Source organism: Cupriavidus malaysiensis (assembly GCF_001854325.1).
Lineage (GTDB): Bacteria > Pseudomonadota > Gammaproteobacteria > Burkholderiales > Burkholderiaceae > Cupriavidus > Cupriavidus malaysiensis.
This window is the reverse complement of record NZ_CP017754.1, coordinates 3,201,811-3,217,740: the sequence shown is the minus strand read 5'-3', so window position 1 is coordinate 3,217,740 and position 15,930 is coordinate 3,201,811. Positions and strand designations below refer to the sequence as shown.

At 66.2% G+C, this 15,930-nt stretch carries 15 protein-coding genes; 14 read left to right on the top strand and 1 reads right to left on the bottom strand.

Annotated elements, in window-relative coordinates; translation table 11 throughout:
- Positions 1-2: 2 nt before the first annotated feature.
- From ccoS to BKK80_RS14505, 8 genes are all read left to right on the top strand, one after another.
- On the top strand, positions 3-152 hold the full coding sequence (gene ccoS / locus BKK80_RS14540) for a cbb3-type cytochrome oxidase assembly protein CcoS (RefSeq protein WP_071013837.1): 150 nt from the start codon (positions 3-5) through the stop codon (positions 150-152).
- 163 nt (positions 153-315) lie between these two features.
- Positions 316-1,764 (top strand): cytochrome-c oxidase, cbb3-type subunit I, encoded by a 1,449-nt coding sequence (gene ccoN, locus BKK80_RS14535; protein WP_071013834.1) that lies wholly within the window; start codon positions 316-318, stop codon positions 1,762-1,764.
- Between the two features lie 18 nt (positions 1,765-1,782).
- Positions 1,783-2,451 carry a cytochrome-c oxidase, cbb3-type subunit II gene (ccoO, locus tag BKK80_RS14530; protein ID WP_071013831.1) on the top strand — a complete coding sequence of 223 codons (669 nt, stop codon included), beginning with the start codon at positions 1,783-1,785 and terminating at the stop codon, positions 2,449-2,451.
- Between the two features lie 4 nt (positions 2,452-2,455).
- On the top strand, positions 2,456-2,653 hold the full coding sequence (locus BKK80_RS14525; protein ID WP_071013828.1) for a cbb3-type cytochrome oxidase subunit 3: 198 nt from the start codon (positions 2,456-2,458) through the stop codon (positions 2,651-2,653).
- The gene (gene ccoP / locus BKK80_RS14520) at positions 2,650-3,564 is read left to right on the top strand and encodes a cytochrome-c oxidase, cbb3-type subunit III (protein WP_071070065.1); all 915 of its coding nucleotides are present in this window, start codon (positions 2,650-2,652) and stop codon (positions 3,562-3,564) included. Before BKK80_RS14525 ends, ccoP begins: the two co-directional genes overlap by 4 nt.
- A gap of 52 nt (positions 3,565-3,616) precedes the next feature.
- A complete protein-coding gene (gene ccoG / locus BKK80_RS14515; protein WP_071013824.1) occupies positions 3,617-5,086 on the top strand; it encodes a cytochrome c oxidase accessory protein CcoG in 1,470 nt (489 codons plus the stop codon).
- 122 nt (positions 5,087-5,208) lie between these two features.
- The gene (locus tag BKK80_RS14510) at positions 5,209-5,427 is read left to right on the top strand and encodes a hypothetical protein (RefSeq protein ID WP_071016462.1); all 219 of its coding nucleotides are present in this window, start codon (positions 5,209-5,211) and stop codon (positions 5,425-5,427) included.
- A complete protein-coding gene (locus BKK80_RS14505) occupies positions 5,424-5,669 on the top strand; it encodes a hypothetical protein (protein ID WP_071013821.1) in 246 nt (81 codons plus the stop codon). Before BKK80_RS14510 ends, BKK80_RS14505 begins: the two co-directional genes overlap by 4 nt.
- A 75-nt stretch (positions 5,670-5,744) precedes the next feature.
- Here the strand turns inward: BKK80_RS14505 and fnr are convergent, their stop codons facing one another.
- Positions 5,745-6,470 carry a fumarate/nitrate reduction transcriptional regulator Fnr gene (gene fnr / locus BKK80_RS14500; protein ID WP_071013819.1) on the bottom strand — a complete coding sequence of 242 codons (726 nt, stop codon included), beginning with the start codon at positions 6,468-6,470 and terminating at the stop codon, positions 5,745-5,747.
- 80 nt (positions 6,471-6,550) lie between these two features.
- On the opposite strand from fnr, the gene BKK80_RS14495 reads away from it, so the two are divergent.
- From BKK80_RS14495 to infB, 6 genes are all read left to right on the top strand, one after another.
- A complete protein-coding gene (locus BKK80_RS14495) occupies positions 6,551-7,309 on the top strand; it encodes a sulfite exporter TauE/SafE family protein (protein ID WP_071070063.1) in 759 nt (252 codons plus the stop codon).
- A 612-nt stretch (positions 7,310-7,921) separates the two neighbouring features.
- The gene (gene scpB, locus BKK80_RS14485; protein WP_071070059.1) at positions 7,922-8,827 is read left to right on the top strand and encodes an SMC-Scp complex subunit ScpB; all 906 of its coding nucleotides are present in this window, start codon (positions 7,922-7,924) and stop codon (positions 8,825-8,827) included.
- A gap of 4 nt (positions 8,828-8,831) precedes the next feature.
- Positions 8,832-10,730, top strand: coding sequence for a 23S rRNA pseudouridine(2605) synthase RluB (gene rluB / locus BKK80_RS14480; RefSeq protein WP_071070056.1), 1,899 nt, complete (start codon positions 8,832-8,834; stop codon positions 10,728-10,730).
- 245 nt (positions 10,731-10,975) lie between these two features.
- Positions 10,976-11,464 carry a ribosome maturation factor RimP gene (gene rimP, locus BKK80_RS14475; RefSeq protein WP_071013809.1) on the top strand — a complete coding sequence of 163 codons (489 nt, stop codon included), beginning with the start codon at positions 10,976-10,978 and terminating at the stop codon, positions 11,462-11,464.
- Positions 11,461-12,936, top strand: coding sequence for a transcription termination factor NusA (nusA, locus tag BKK80_RS14470; RefSeq protein WP_071013808.1), 1,476 nt, complete (start codon positions 11,461-11,463; stop codon positions 12,934-12,936). Before rimP ends, nusA begins: the two co-directional genes overlap by 4 nt.
- A gap of 88 nt (positions 12,937-13,024) precedes the next feature.
- Positions 13,025-15,910, top strand: a complete 2,886-nt coding sequence (infB, locus tag BKK80_RS14465) for a translation initiation factor IF-2 (protein WP_071013805.1) — start codon at positions 13,025-13,027, stop codon at positions 15,908-15,910.
- The last annotated feature ends 20 nt before the right edge of the window (positions 15,911-15,930 follow it).

The following is a 15,930-nucleotide window of genomic DNA, read 5'->3' as shown; positions in this document are numbered from 1 at the left end:
CCATGGAAACGCTTTACCTGCTGGTGCCGCTGAGCCTGGCGCTGGTCGTGTTGATTGCCGGCGCCTTCTGGTGGGCCTTGCACGCCGGCCAGTACGACGACCTCGACCGGCCCGCCGAAGCGGTGCTGCTCGACAACGACAAGCCGTCCTGAGGGCGGTGGCAGGTGGCGTGCGACCGTGGCCGATGCCTTCGGTTCTGCGCGCAGCGGGGGGCGCTTGATGCAGATCAACGCACGCGGGGCCCGGGCTTCATACATTCACATCATCGGCGCTTTCGCCAGATCGGTTTTCACTACTTAGTCTTGGGGGGTCTGAATGGATGTCACTGCCGCGTCTTCACGCGTCGACACCTTCAACTACGGCGTCGTGAGGCAATTCGCCATCATGACTGTGGTCTGGGGGATCGTCGGCATGGCCGTCGGCGTGCTGCTCGCAGCACAGCTGATCTGGCCGGAGCTCAACTTCAACACGCCGTGGCTGTCGTTCGGGCGCCTGCGCCCCTTGCACACCAATGCAGTCATCTTCGCTTTCGGCGGCAGCGCGCTGTTCGCGACCTCGTACTACGTGGTCCAGCGCACCTGCCAGGCCCGCCTGTTCTGCGGTCCGCTGGCGGCCTTCACCTTCTGGGGCTGGCAACTGGTGATCGTGGCGGCGGCCATCACGCTGCCGATGGGCATCACCAGCTCGAAGGAGTACGCCGAGCTGGAATGGCCGATCGATATCCTGATCACGCTGGTGTGGGTGGCTTACGCGGTGGTGTTCTTCGGCACCATCATCAAGCGCAAGACCAAGCATATCTACGTGGCCAACTGGTTCTTCGGCGCCTACATCCTGACCATCGCGCTGCTGCACATCGTCAACAACCTCGAGATGCCGGTGTCGATGTGGAAGTCCTACTCGGCCTATGCCGGCGTGCAGGACGCCATGGTGCAGTGGTGGTACGGCCATAACGCGGTGGGCTTCTTCCTGACCACCAGCTTCCTGGGCATGATGTACTACTTCATTCCCAAGCAGGCCGAGCGTCCGATCTATTCGTACCGCCTGTCCATCGTCCACTTCTGGGCGCTGAACTTCACCTATATGTGGGCCGGCCCGCACCACCTGCAGTACACCGCGCTGCCCGACTGGGCGCAGTCGCTGGGCATGGTCTTCTCGCTGATCCTGCTGGCGCCGTCCTGGGGCGGCATGATCAACGGCATCATGACCTTGTCGGGCGCCTGGCACAAACTGCGCACCGATCCCATCCTCAAGTTCCTGGTGGTGGCGCTGTCCTTCTACGGCATGGCGACCTTCGAGGGCTCGATGATGTCGATCAAGACCGTCAACGCGCTGTCGCACTACACGGATTGGACCATCGGCCACGTGCACTCGGGTGCGCTGGGCTGGGTGGCGATGATCTCGATCGGCTCGCTTTACTACCTGATCCCGCGCCTGTTCGGCGAGAAGCAGATGTATAGCGTGCGCCTGATCGAGCTGCACTTCTGGATCGCCACCATCGGCGTGGTGCTGTACATCGCCTCGATGTGGATCGCCGGCGTGATGGAAGGCCTGATGTGGCGTGCCACGCAGCCGGACGGCACGCTGACCTACGCCTTCGTCGAGGCGGTCAAGGCCAAGTACCCGTTCTACCTGATCCGCCTGGCGGGCGGTATCTGCTTCCTCTCGGGGATGCTGCTGATGGCCTACAACGTGGCCAAGACGATCGTCGGGCGGCCCGCGGTCGATGCACCGATCCCGGCGAGCCTGCCGGCCACCGCCCACTGATACGCCCAGGAAAGGACCATGTCTGAGAATCGAAGCTTCTTTTCGCACGAGACGCTGGAGAAGAATGTCGGCTGGCTGATCATCTGCACCATCGTGGTCGTCAGCATTGCCGGCCTGGTGCAGATCGTGCCGCTGTTCTTCCAGCACTCGACCACCGAGCCCGATCCCGGCATCAAGCCATACTCGGCGCTGCGCCTGATGGGCCGCGACATCTATATCCGGGAGGGCTGTGTCGGCTGCCACTCGCAGCAGATCCGCACGCTGCAGGCCGAGACCGAGCGCTACGGCCATTACTCCACCGCGGGCGAGTCGGTCTACGACCATCCCTTCCTGTGGGGTTCCAAGCGTACCGGCCCGGATCTGGCGCGCGTGGGCGGCCGTTATTCGGACGACTGGCAGCGCATCCACCTGCGCAACCCGCGTGACGTGGTGCCGGAATCGGTGATGCCAGCCTACCCGTGGCTGGAGAGGACCGTGCTGCCAACGCATGACGTGCAGGCGCGCATGCATGCGCTGCGCCGCCTGGGCGTGCCTTACACGGACGACGAGATCGCCAAGGCGCCGGCCGAGCTGGAAGGCAAGACGGAGGAAGACGCGCTGGTGGCCTATCTGCAGGGCCTGGGCATCAACAAGCGCAATGTGCGGGTCGACACCGCGGTTGCCGGCGGGCAGCCGGCCAAGGAGTGAGGCCATGGCCATGCTGAGCGCATTCTCGACCGTGCTGTCGATGCTCTTCTTCCTCGGCATCTGCTGGTGGGCCTGGTCCGCCGGCCGCCGGCGCGCCAACGAAGAGTCGGCCATGCTGCCGTTCGCACTGCCTGACGAGACGTCGGTGGCGGGCGCGGGCAGCCATGTGGATACCACATCTAGCAGGAAGATCAGTTCATGAGCGACTTCATCTCGGATTTCTGGAGCTACTACATCGCGGCGATCGCCCTGGCGGGCATCGTGTGGTGCGTCTGGCTGCTGTTCTCGCAACGCAAGGTCGCCAAGGCACAGGGCGCGGTCGAGGACACCGGCCATGTCTGGGACGGCGACCTGCGCGAGCTCAACAACCCGCTGCCGCGCTGGTGGATGTGGATGTTCCTGCTGGCCTGCATCTTCGGCCTGGGCTACCTGGTGCTGTATCCGGGGCTCGGTTCCTACGCCGGCCTGCTGAAGTTCTCCACACAAGGCGAACTCGCAGCGCACCGGCAGGCGGCGGAGAAACTGCAGAACTCGGTCTACGCGAAGTACATGAAGATGGATATCAAGCAGGTGGCGGCCGATCCGGAGGCGCGAGAGATCGGGCAGCGGCTGTTCCTGAACTATTGCGCGCAATGCCACGGCTCGGACGCGCGCGGCAGCCGCGGCTTCCCCAACCTGAGCGATCACGACTGGCTGTACGGCGGCGAGCCGGAGACCATCCAGCAGACCATCACCAAGGGTCGCAATGGCGTGATGCCCCCGTTCTCGGCGGTCATCGATGCCAAGCTCGCCGGCGACGTGGCGCAGTATGTGCGTTCCCTGTCGGGCCTGGCCTACGATCCGATCCGTGCCGCACGTGGCGAGGGCGCGTTCAAGTCCACCTGCGCGGCCTGTCATGGCGCCAACGGCAAGGGCAACCAGGCGCTGGGCGCACCGAACCTGAGCGACAACACATGGTTGTACGGCAGCTCGGAGTCCACCATCGTCGAGGGGATCCTGAAGGGACGCAACAACCATATGCCTGCGCATGAAGAGATCCTGACGCCGGAGCGTATCCGCATGCTGACCGCCTACGTCTGGGGGCTGTCGAACGCGCCGGAGGCGTCACGATGAGGAAAGTGCATCGCGCCGCGCCGCAGGGCGCGTGCGCCGCCGGAGCCAGCCAATGAATGCACCGGAGACGGAACCGCTGGCCCGCAAGGGCGGGCCGGCAACCGCAGCGCCTGCGACCGAGTCGGTCGACGAGGCGTTGTATGAAGTCCGCCGCAAGATCTACCCGCGCTCGGTCAGCGGTGCCTTCTCGAACTGGCGCGTCTGGCTCGTGCTGCTGACGCAGCTGATCTACTACGGTACGCCGTGGCTGCAGTGGAACGGGCGCCAGGCGGTGCTGTTCGACCTGGGCGCGCGCAAGTTCTATATCTTCGGGCTGGTGCTGTGGCCGCAGGACGTGATCTACCTGAGCGTGCTGCTGGTGATCTCGGCGCTGGCCCTGTTCCTGTTCACCGCCATCGCCGGCCGGCTGTTCTGCGGCTATGCCTGTCCGCAGACGGTCTATACCGAGATCTTCATGTGGATCGAGCGGCATGTCGAAGGCGATCGTTTCGCCCGCATCCGCCTCGACGGCGATCCGTGGTCGCTGCGCAAGCTGCGCATCAAGGCGACCAAGCATCTGCTGTGGATCGTGGTGGCGCTGTGGACCGGTTTCACCTTTATCGGCTATTTCGCGCCGATCCGCGAGCTGGGCGGGCAGGTGGCTGCGTTCGCGCTCGGGCCCTGGCAGGCCTTCTGGATGCTGTTCTACGCCTTCGCCACGTGGGGCAACGCGGGCTTCATGCGTGAGCAGGTGTGCAAGTACATGTGTCCCTACGCGCGCTTCCAGAGCGTGATGGTGGACCGCGACACCTTTGTCGTTACCTACGACAGCGGCCGCGGCGACCCGCGCGGCAGCCGCTCGCGCAAGGCCGACCACCGCGCCGCTGGGCTTGGCGACTGCGTCAATTGCAGCATCTGCGTGCAGGTCTGCCCGACCGGCATCGACATCCGCGACGGCTTGCAGTACGAGTGCATCGGCTGCGGCGCCTGCATCGATGCCTGCAACCAGGTGATGGACAAGATGGACTACCCGCGCGGGCTGATCCGCTACACGTCGGAGAACGCGATGCGCAAGGGCTGGTCGGCCCAGGCGACGCGCAAGCGCCTGCTGCGTCCGCGCGTGATGATCTATTCGGCGATCTGGCTGGCACTGCTGGCGGGCTTCGCCATCTCGCTGTCACTGCGCACGCCGCTGAAGGTGGATATCATCCGCGATCGCGGCAGCCTCGGGCGCGAAGTCGAGGGGCGCTGGGTGGAGAACGTCTACCGCCTGCAGCTGATCAATACTAGCGAGGCGCCGATGCAGTTCACCATCCGCGCCGACAGTGCGGAACTCGGCAAGCTGCGCGTGGAGTCCGACGGGGCGACCGGCGAACTCGCACCGACCTCGAACCGCCTGCTGGCCATCCGCGTGCGCGTGCCGCTCGAGCAGGCGCGGCAGGGCACGCACAAGATCCGCGTGACGGTGCAGGGCGGCCAGGAGGAGGGGCATGTCGTCGAGGTGAACCAATCGACCAGTTTCATCGTGCCGCGCGACCTGTAGGGCGTGCGGAGGGGATTGCCGCAGGGCAGACAAGCGGGGCGGCCACGATGCCGCCGTGCGTAACAGCAAGGAGCGAAGCCATGCAAGGACCCGCCCGACAATCATTGACGGACGCCGGCACGATGCAGCAGGCCGTGCGGCCGTGGTGGAAGGAACCCTGGCCCTGGCTGCTGATGAGCGGGCCGCTGGCGGCGATGGCCGCCTGCGGCGTGACCATCTGGCTGGCGATGACGCATCCCGACAAGCCGATCGAGGAGGGCGTCAGCCGGCACGGGCTGGTGGTCGAGCGGCAGGGCGCGGCGCGGGCAGTGTCCGGCGCGACAGCCACGGAGCGGCCATGAGACTGCGCTGGCTGATGTGGGTCCTGTGGCCGGCCTTCCTGGTCGCCGGTGTGGCAACCGCCGCGGTGTTCTCGCTGGTGGATCCAAGCGATCTCAGGCTGTTCGGGCGGCCGGTCGAGGCCTCGCGCGAGGCGGTCTACACCATCGGCTTCCTGCTGGCCTGGCTGCTGTGCTCGCTGTCGAGCGCCCTGACCTTTTATACGATGCCGGTGCGCCTCGGCGATACCGACGAACTGGAGTAGGGGATGCGCGCAGGCCGAAGGGCTGGGCAGAACGGGGCCTGTCGAAGGCGCCGGATGCCTGCGCCCTCGGCTTGGTCAGCAGCTCTTGCCGTAGATCTGCTTGATGCCGGGTACGTCGACCAGCTTGACGTGGCGCTGGCGGATCTGGATCAGCCCGGCCTCGGCGAAGCGCGAGAACAGGCGGCTGACGGTTTCCAGCTTGAGGCCGAGATAACTGCCGATTTCCTCCCGGCTCATGCGCAGCACGAACTCGGTCGACGAGTAGCCGCGCTCCGACAGGCGCTCGGACAGGTTGACCAGGAAGGCGGCCAGGCGCTCCTCGGCGCGCATGGAGCCGAGCGTCAGCAGCATGACCTGGTCCTGCGTGATCTCCTTGCTCATCATGCGCAGGAACTGCTGTTGCAGCGACGGCACGGTGGTCGACAGGGTCTGCAGGTCGTTGAAGCGCATCACGCAGACCTCGGTGTCTTCCAGTGCGGTAGCATCCGACGCGTGCTGCATCTCGCCGAGGCCGTCGAGTCCGACGACTTCGCCCGGCAGGTGGAAGCCGGTGATCTGCGAGCGCCCGTCTTCCATCGTCACGTGTGTCTTCAGGGTGCCGAAGCGCACCGCGTAGACTGCGCTCAGGGGTTCGCCGAGCCGGTAGAGCGTCTCGCCCTTGTGGACTCGCACGCGTTCCTTCACCAGCGAGTCGATCTTTTCGATGTCGTTGCGGTTCATGCCGACCGGCACGCACAGGTGTCCGAGCGAGCAGGACGAGCAACGGGGCGACATCGCGGTGACGGGGATGGAATTGAGCAAGCCGGGGCCTATTGTCGTTGAGCTGCGAGGGCGCAATTTCTGCATTTTACTGTGTGAAGGCATCCGAAGGGGAGCGAAAGTTGACTGCGGCGGTCTTTTTCAGTGTTTTTCTGCTGGCCTTGCTGGGTGGCGTGCACTGCGCAGCCATGTGCGGCGGCATTGCACTGGCGGTCGAGAGGCCGCAGGCGGAAGCGCCGGTCGTCGTGCAGCGCAGGCCGCGGGACTGGTTGCGTGAACAGTTATCCATGCATGCGGGGCGGGTGGTGACTTACATGCTGCTCGGTGCCGCGCTGGGCGCGGTCGGCGCCGGTGCCTGGCGAGCCCAATACCTGCCGCTGCAGCGCGGCCTGTTTGCCGCTGGCAGCATGGTCCTGCTGGGCACCGGCCTGTGGCTGCTGGCCGGGCGCGCGCCGCAGTTCGCCGCGCTGGAGCGCTTGGTGGCGCGTGGGGCCGGAGCCCTGGCAGGCCGCCTCCGCGGGCGGCGCGCCGGTGCCCCGTCCGCCCCGATTCAGGTCCGCCCGCGCTTGCTCAGGCGTTTCGGCATCGGTCTGGCGTGGGGGCTGGTGCCGTGCGGCATGGTTTACGGTGCGCTCACCCTATCGTTGCTTGCCGGCAACGCGTTGTCGGGGGCCTTGCTGATGGGGGTATTCGGTCTCGGGACCTTGCCCAACCTGCTGATGCTGTCCGGCCTGTCCGGCGCGTTGCGCGGCTGGTCGCGCCGGCCCTGGGTGCGCGTCGGTGCCGGCGTGGCAGTGATGGGGTTTGGTGCGGCCGGGCTTGTGCGGGCGGCGATGTTGCCGCACACGCTCGCCGCACACGGCTTCTGTGTGGTGTTCTGAAGGGGGCTCTTCTGTTTTGGTGATGCGTGAGGCACTTTGTCGGGTGTGCCGAAGGCGCCGCGCTGGTGATGGGCGGTTGCAGCGCCGGGCCGGAATGCCCTACAATCGGCAGCATTGCAGTATCTATCGCGCTGGCGCTGCCGCGCGCATGGCCGGGCAACTCGAACGGCCGTCCTGAGGCCAGTCCGGGCAGAATGTTGCTGACGGACGTAGCCACCTCGCAGCAAGCCATGCCGGTTGACAAGATCTCCGGTTCAAAAGACCGGCTGGGCGTTGCGCGACGGGAGGTGCGCAACACCGTGCGGATGACTGCATCGTTCTTGCGGCGGAAGGGGTTGGACCCGTTCGCGCCGATCCGCCGCTCCAGAAGGGCGGTGCAACGCAAGAGGCCTTTCGGCCGGCGCTGAGGCCGGCAGCAGGGCAATTCTCCGCCGGACTGACCCGGCAACCCGAAGCAGAATAAGATGGGCGCGCGGCTTTCATGCGGACGGCATGCCGGCCGGCCGCGCAATGAGATGGCGATGGCGCTTCGGCCTCGCTGGATCCGAAATCCCCGAATCCTCCGGCGGTCCGCCGGGGGCAGGTGCAAAGACAGGCTGCACACATCCGTATATGAATACCCAAGAGGCGAAAATCGTCCTCGAGACTGCGTTGATCTGCGCGCAGGAGCCCTTGCGCGTGGCGGAACTGCGACGGTTGTTCGCCGATGAGGTGGCTGCCGACACCATCCGCGTGCTGCTGGACGAGTTACGTCTGGATTGGCGTGATCGGGGCGTGGAACTGGTGGCGCTGGCCAGTGGCTGGCGTTTCCAGAGCCGGCCCGGCATGCGCGAATACCTCGATCGCCTGAATCCGGAGAAGCCGCCGAAATACTCGCGCGCGGTGATGGAGACGCTGGCGATCATCGCGTACCGGCAGCCGGTAACCCGCGGCGACATCGAAGAGATCCGCGGGGTGACCGTCAGCACGGAGGTGATCAAGCGGCTCGAGGACCGCGAATGGATCGAAGTGATCGGCCATCGCGATGTGCCAGGGCGGCCCGCGCTGTACGCGACCACCAAGGCTTTCCTCGATGATCTCGGCTTGCGTACCCTGGACGAGTTGCCCCAGCTGGAGGATGCGCAAGCGCAGATCCAGGCGGCCTTGCTGGACCAGCAGGCCATTGACTTCGAGTCGCTTGGCCAGGCCGGCGTGCCCGCCGGGCAGGAGGCGGAGGGGCAATTGGCCCTGGATGGCATGACGGTCGCCGAGGCCGGCCGTGTCGCCGGCGGCCTGGCGCCGGCGACGCTTACCGAGGCGATCATCGAAGCCGCACCTGGGCAGGTTCCCGCCGGGTTTGACGCCGTTCCCCAGGCTGAGCGGCAGATACCTGAGCCAGCCAGCCATGCCGCCGAGGCGTCCGCGCGGACGCCGGCCGACGGCGTACCCGATACCGAGACCGCATCCGCCCAGCCGGCCGATGCTCTCACGCCGGCAGACGGCGAGCGCGATGCGCGCGACGAGCGCCTGCCTAACTGAACCCATGCAACATCCGATTGTGAATACTTTGTCCGATTCTGTAGAGCAAGACGTCCGCCACGCGGATGCGCCGGGCAGCGATGCCGGCAGTGCGGCCGAGTCCGGCGCATCTCCCGAGGGCGGCGCACGCCGCAAGGGCCTGCGGCGCGGCTTGCGCAATCTGGTGGCGAGCCGCCGCCAGGCGGCGCAGGATCGAGAGGCCGGCCGTGGCGCGGCGCCCGAAGGCGGCGGCGATGCCGCGCCTGGCGAGCCTGCGCCGGCGGCGTCGGCTCAAGGCGGCAAGTCGGCAGGGCGCAGCCGCGGCAAGCGCAAGGCTGCAGCGGTCGACGCGGAAGCCGAGGCCATCCGTGCCGAAGCGGCACAGGCTGCGCCGGGCCAAGACGGGCAGCCGGTGCCGGCCGCGCCGGGTGGCCGCGAAGGTGGTGCGCGCAAGCGCAGGCCGGGACAAGGCCAGCAGGGGCGGGCGGCAAAGCCGGCCGGCGAGTCGGCCAAGGTCGGCGGCCGCCCGCAGGCCAAGGGCAAGGCCACGCAGCCGCGTCAGGGCGCGCCCAAGGGTACTGGCAGCCCCGACGATCTGTTCCGCTTCGTGATCTCGGACCAGTTCGACCAGGAAGAGACCGTGGTGCCGCGCACCAAGGCGAAGCCGGTGCGCGAACTGTCGGCCGACGATGATGCGCCCAAGCTGCACAAAGTGCTGGCCGATGGCGGGCTGGGTTCGCGCCGCGAGATGGAAGAACTGATCCTGCAGGGGCGCGTGTCGGTCAATGGCCTGCCGGCCCATATCGGCCAGCGCATCCTGCCGACCGACCAGGTCCGCGTCAATGGCAAGCTGATTGCCCGCAAGATTTCGAGCAAGCCGCCGCGCGTGCTGCTCTACCACAAGCCGTCCGGCGAGATCGTCAGTCAGTCGGATCCGGAAGGCCGCCCGACCGTGTTCGACAACCTGCCGCGCATGAAGACCGGCAAGTGGGTCGCGGTCGGCCGCCTGGACTTCAACACGGAAGGCCTGCTGATCTTCACCACCTCCGGGGACATCGCCAACCGCTTCATGCATCCGCGCTACGGCGTCGAGCGCGAGTACGCGGTGCGCACGCTGGGTGAGCTGGCCGAGTCCGATCGCCAGCGGCTGCTGCACGGCATCCAGCTCGACGACGGTGAGGCGAGCTTCCTGCGCATCGCTGATGGCGGCGGCGAGGGCATCAACCGCTGGTACCACGTGGCCCTGACCGAGGGGCGCAACCGCGAGGTGCGCCGCATGTTCGAGGCGGTGGGGCTGACGGTGTCGCGCCTGATCCGCACGCGCTACGGACAGTTCCTGCTGCCGCGCGGACTCAAGCGCGGTCGCTGGCACGAGCTGGAGGCCGAAGAGGTACGCGCGCTGATGAGCGGCATCGGGCTCAAGCTGCCCGGCAAGGGCGAGCAATCGAGCAAGGGTGTGACCAAGGTCGGCGGCCGCAAGCAGCGCGAGGAAGCGGCGCTGGCAGGTATGCCGATGCCGACCGGCATGGACGGCCTGCCGCGTTTCGAGCGTGCCGCAGGCGGCCGGGGCAATGGTGCCGGCCGTGGCCAGCCGGACCCGATGCAGACGTCGATGGGGTACATCAGTCACGGTCCCACCCTGCTGACTTCGCATTCCAAGCTTGCCAGCGGCGTGAGCCTTCCCGGTGCAGCCATGCCGGTGGGTGGCAACAAGGGCGGCAACAAGGGTGGTGGGCGCGGCAAGGCTGGCGCCGGCGGCGGCGGCGGTGGTGCCGGTCGCCAGCAACAGCAGCGACGTGGCGGCGATGTGAACGGCAACGTGATGCCGAAGGCGGCCAAATCCGGTGGCGCTAACCGGCGCCCGCGTGGTCGTAGCGGCGGTGGCGGCGGTGGTGGTGGCGGCCAGCGCGGCGGAAACCGCTGAGGTGCGGTGAAAGGCGCAAAGCCGGGTGGCGTGGCTGCCCGGTCGGCCTTTTGCCTTTTGCACATAATCTGCGTATAATCCAAGTCTATTCAAAAGTGTCATCCTCAGATGGGTGAGCGAATGATGGGCATTGCGCCCATTTTTTTTTGCTCCATCCGGTTTCTCGTTTCGGGGGTGGCGCGGCGAGCCGAAGCGGATGCCGCACGGCCCGCGATCGTGTTTGAAGGCCATTACTCGGGAATACAGTGCATCTGGCAGATTTGATCGAAACCACCCTGAACGGCATGGGGTACGAGCTGGTCGAGCTCGAGCGTGCCCCGGCAGGATTGCTGCGCGTGTATATCGATCAGCCTGAGACGGGCATCGTCATCGAGGATTGCGAGAAGGTCAGCCGGCAGTTGACGCACGTGCTGACGGTCGAGAACGTCGACTATGAGCGCCTCGAGGTGTCGTCTCCGGGGCTGGACCGGCCGCTCAAGAAGCTGGCCGACTACGTCCGCTTCGCCGGCGCGCAGGCCAGGGTCACGCTGCGCCTGCCGGTCGACGGGCAGAAGAACTTCGTCGGCGTGCTGCAGGCACCGGCCGGCGAGCCTGGCGCCGAGAAGATCGGCCTGGAGTTCGAAGGGAAGAACGGCCCGTCGCTGCTGGAATTCACTGTATCCGATGTCGACCGCGCGCGCCTGGTGCCGGTGATCGACTTCAAAGGAAATCAAAGAAAAGGGAACAAGCAATGAGCCGCGAAGTTCTGTTGCTCGTCGATGCGCTTGCGCGTGAGAAGAACGTCGACAAGGATGTGGTATTCGGTGCGCTCGAGGCGGCTCTTGCCTCGGCCACCAAGAAGCGCTTCGAGGAAGACGTGGACATCCGTGTCGCGATCGATCGTGAAAGTGGCGAGCATGAAACGTTCCGCCGCTGGCTTGTCGTTCCCGATGAACAAGGCCTGCAGGAGCCGGACAAACAGATCCTGCTGTTCGAGGCGGTCGAGCAGAATCCCGACATCAAGCTCGATGACTACATCGAGGAACAGATCGAGTCGGTCGAGTTCGGCCGTATCGGCGCCCAGGCCGCAAAGCAGGTGATCCTGCAGCGCATCCGCGACGCCGAGCGCGAGCAGATCCTGAACGACTACCTCGACCGCGGCGAAAAGATCATGACCGGCACGGTCAAGCGTGCCGACAAGAAGGGCCTGATCGTCGAGTCTGGCCGCGTCGAGGCGCTGCTGGCGCGCGACCAGATCATCCCGAAGGAGAACCTGCGCACCGGCGACCGTGTGCGTGCGTACATCCTGAACGTCGACCGCACCGCACGCGGACCGCAGATCGAGCTGTCGCGCACCGCGCCCGAATTTCTCGTCAAGCTGTTCGAGAACGAAGTACCCGAGATGGAGCAGGGCCTGCTGGAGATCAAGGCCGCCGCGCGCGATCCTGGCGTGCGCGCCAAGATCGCCGTGGTCGCCCACGACAAGCGTATCGATCCGATCGGCACCTGCGTCGGCGTGCGTGGCACGCGCGTGACCGCGGTGCGCAATGAGATCGGCGGCGAGGCGGTGGACATCGTGCTGTGGTCGGAGGATCCGGCGCAGTTCGTCATCGGCGCGCTGGCACCGGCGCAAGTGCAGTCGATCGTGGTCGATGAAGAGAAGCACTGCATGGATGTGGTGGTCGACGAGGAGAACCTCGCCGTCGCCATCGGCCGCAGCGGGCAGAACGTGCGGCTGGCGTCCGAGCTGACCGGCTGGCAGATCAACATCATGACCCAGGAAGAGTCGGCGCAGAAGCAGGCCGAGGAAAGCGAGGTCGTGCGCAAGCTGTTCATGGCCAAGCTGGACGTGGACGAGGAAGTGGCCGACATCCTGATCGAAGAAGGCTTCTCCACGCTGGAGGAAGTGGCCTACGTGCCTATCAGCGAGATGCTGGAGATCGAGGCGTTCGACGAGGACACGGTCAACGAACTGCGCAACCGCGCGCGCGACGCGCTGTTGACGATGGAATTGGCCCGGGAAGAAAGGGTGGAAGAGGTGTCGCAGGATCTGCGTTCCCTCGAAGGCCTGACCCCGGAACTGATCGGCAAGCTGGCGGAAGGCAATATCCACACGCGCGACGACCTGGCCGAGCTGGCCGTCGACGAAGTGATCGAGATGATCGGCGTCAGCGAGGAAGAAGCCAAGGCGCTGATCATGAAGGCACGGGAACACTGGTTTAACTGAGGGACACGCCCGGGGCCCGCGCGCCCCGGGCGCGATTTCCGCGAACGAAACTGTCCCGACGTAGAAACCGAGCATTGAAAGGGTTTGAATGGCAAGCACAACAGTTGCCCAACTGGCCGCAGAACTGAGTCGCAGCGCAGCTGCCCTGCTGGAACAATTGCAGGCAGCTGGAGTGGGCAAAGCCACTGCTGACGACATTGTTACCGAGTCGGACAAGACCCGGCTGCTGGACTATCTGAAGCGCGTCCATGGCGCCGCGGACGATAGCGCCCGCAAGAAGATCACGCTGACCAAGCGCGAGACTTCCGAGATCCGCCAGGCCGACTCCACAGGCAAGACGCGCACCGTGCAGGTCGAGGTGCGCAAGAAGCGCGTCCTGATCAAGCGTGACGAGGCCGGCGGCGATGGCCAGGTCGACGCGCACGACGGCCGCGATGCCGCCGCCGAGGCTGCCGATCAGGCACGCCGCGAGGAGGAAGAGCGTCAGCAGGCGGAACTGCTGGCTCGCCAGGAAGCCGAAGCGAAGGCGCGCCGCGAGGCCGCCGAGCGCGAAGAGGCCGAACGTCGCGCCAGGCAGGAAGCGCTGGAGGCCGAGGAACGCCGCCAGGCCGAACTCGCCAGGGCGAAGGCCGAGGAAGAGGCTGCGGCCAGCCGTGCGGCGAACGATGCTGCCGAGGAAGCGGCGCGCAAGACGGCCGAGGACGAGAAGAACCGTCTGTCAGCCGAGCGTGCCGTGGCGCAGAAGGCCGCCGATGATGCCAAGGCAGCCGCCGACAAGGCGCGCGCCGAGCAGGATGCCGCACGTAAGCGTCGCGAGGCCGCCGAGGCCGAGGCCCGCGCCATCCAGCAGATGTTGAATGCGCCCGCGCGCGTGCTGAAGGCGCCGTCCGAGCGCAAGGCCGAGGAAAAGAAGGCCGAGCAGACCGGCACCCTGCACAAGCCGGTCAAGCCGGCCGGTACCGAGGCCAAGAAGGAAGACAAGAAGCCTGCCACGACCACGACGACCGCTGCCACGACCGACAAGAAGTCGGGCAAGGTGCTGAAGTCGGGCAGCTCGTCGACCTGGCAGGACGAAGGCAAGAAGAAGGGTGGCGGCCTGAAGACCCGCGGCGATTCCTCCGGTGGTGTCGGTGGCTGGCGCGGTGGTCCGCGCGGCCGCGGTGGCAAACAGCAGGTCGATGACAGCCGCAGCAATTTCCACGCGCCGACCGAGCCGGTGGTGCGCGAAGTGCACGTGCCCGAGACTATCTCGGTGGCCGACCTGGCGCACAAGATGGCCGTCAAGGCATCCGAGGTCATCAAGCAGATGATGAAGCTCGGCCAGATGGTGACCATCAACCAGGTGCTGGACCAGGAAACCGCCATGATCGTGGTGGAAGAAATGGGCCACAAGGCGTTCGCCGCCAAGCTGGACGATCCGGAAGCCCTGCTGGACGTCGGCGAGGAGCATACCGACGCCGAGCAGCTGCCGCGTCCGCCGGTGGTGACCGTGATGGGTCACGTCGACCACGGCAAGACCTCGCTGCTGGACTACATCCGCCGCACCAAGGTGGCTGCGGGCGAAGCCGGCGGCATTACGCAGCATATCGGTGCCTACCACGTCGAGACCGAGCGTGGCGTGATCACCTTCCTGGACACCCCGGGTCACGAGGCGTTCACCGCCATGCGTGCGCGCGGTGCCAAGGCAACCGACATCGTCATCCTGGTGGTGGCCGCCGACGACGGCGTGATGCCCCAGACCAAGGAGGCGATCTCGCACGCGAAGGCAGCGGGCGTGCCCATCGTGGTGGCGATCAACAAGATCGACAAGCCGGATGCCAATCCCGATCGCGTCAAGCAGGAACTGGTGGCCGAGCAGGTCTTGCCGGAAGAGTACGGCGGCGATTCGCCTTTCGTTCCGGTGTCGGCCAAGATGGGTACGGGCGTGGACGAACTGCTGGAGCAGGTGCTGCTGCAGGCGGAAGTGCTCGAACTGAAGGCACCGGTCGATGCCCCGGCCAAGGGCCTGGTGGTGGAAGCCCAGCTGGACAAGGGCAAGGGCCCGATCGCGACCATCCTGGTCACCAGTGGCACGCTCAAGCGTGGCGACGTGGTGCTGGCCGGCAGTGCGTACGGCCGCGTCCGTGCGATGCTGGACGAGAACAGCAAGCCGACCAAGGAAGCCGGTCCGTCCATCCCGGTGGAAATCCAGGGCCTGTCCGAGGTTCCGGCCGCCGGCGAGGAAGTGCTGGTGCTGCCGGACGAGCGCAAGGCGCGCGAGATCGCGCTGTTCCGCCAGGGCAAGTTCCGCGACGTCAAGCTGGCCAAGCAGCAGGCAGCCAAGCTGGAGACCATGCTGGAGCAGATGAGCGAAGGCGAAGTGCAGACGCTGCCGCTGATCGTCAAGGCAGACGTGCAGGGCTCGCAGGAAGCGCTGGTGCAATCGCTGCAGAAGCTGTCGACCGACGAGGTGCGCGTGCAGATCGTGCACGCCGCGGTGGGCGGTATCTCCGAGTCCGACGTCAACCTGGCGACGGCCTCGAAGGCGGTCATCATCGGCTTCAACGTGCGTGCCGACGCTGGCGCGCGCAAGCTGGCCGAGCACAATGGCATCGACATCCGCTACTACAACATCATTTACGATGCGGTAGACGAGATCAAGGCGGCGATGTCCGGCATGCTGGCGCCCGAAAAGCGCGAGACGACCATCGGCCAGATCGAGGTGCGCCAGGTGTTCCGCGTGCCGAAGGTCGGCGCCGTGGCCGGCTGTATGGTTACGGATGGCCTGGTCAAGCGCTCGTCGCTGGTGCGTGTGCTGCGCAACAACGTGGTCATCCACAGCGGCGAACTCGACTCGCTCAAGCGTTTCAAGGACGACGTCAAGGAAGTCAAGCAGGGCTTCGAGTGCGGTCTGTCGATCAAGAACTTCAACGACGTTCAGGAAGGCGACCAGCTCGAAGTGTTTGAAATCACCGAGGTGGCGCGCACGCTGTAAGGCGGGCGCGGCGGCGGCCG

Excerpts from the sequence above, each read along its gene's own strand:
- ccoS (WP_071013837.1), top strand. The coding sequence starts at position 3 with ATGGAAACGCTTTACCTGCTGGTGCCGCTGAGCCTGGCGCTGGTCGTG.
- ccoN (WP_071013834.1), top strand. The coding sequence starts at position 316 with ATGGATGTCACTGCCGCGTCTTCACGCGTCGACACCTTCAACTACGGC.
- ccoO (WP_071013831.1), top strand. The coding sequence starts at position 1,783 with ATGTCTGAGAATCGAAGCTTCTTTTCGCACGAGACGCTGGAGAAGAAT.
- BKK80_RS14525 (WP_071013828.1), top strand. The coding sequence starts at position 2,456 with ATGGCCATGCTGAGCGCATTCTCGACCGTGCTGTCGATGCTCTTCTTC.
- ccoP (WP_071070065.1), top strand. The coding sequence starts at position 2,650 with ATGAGCGACTTCATCTCGGATTTCTGGAGCTACTACATCGCGGCGATC.
- ccoG (WP_071013824.1), top strand. The coding sequence starts at position 3,617 with ATGAATGCACCGGAGACGGAACCGCTGGCCCGCAAGGGCGGGCCGGCA.
- BKK80_RS14510 (WP_071016462.1), top strand. The coding sequence starts at position 5,209 with ATGCAGCAGGCCGTGCGGCCGTGGTGGAAGGAACCCTGGCCCTGGCTG.
- BKK80_RS14505 (WP_071013821.1), top strand. The coding sequence starts at position 5,424 with ATGAGACTGCGCTGGCTGATGTGGGTCCTGTGGCCGGCCTTCCTGGTC.
- scpB (WP_071070059.1), top strand. The coding sequence starts at position 7,922 with ATGAATACCCAAGAGGCGAAAATCGTCCTCGAGACTGCGTTGATCTGC.
- rluB (WP_071070056.1), top strand. The coding sequence starts at position 8,832 with ATGCAACATCCGATTGTGAATACTTTGTCCGATTCTGTAGAGCAAGAC.
- nusA (WP_071013808.1), top strand. The coding sequence starts at position 11,461 with ATGAGCCGCGAAGTTCTGTTGCTCGTCGATGCGCTTGCGCGTGAGAAG.
- infB (WP_071013805.1), top strand. The coding sequence starts at position 13,025 with ATGGCAAGCACAACAGTTGCCCAACTGGCCGCAGAACTGAGTCGCAGC.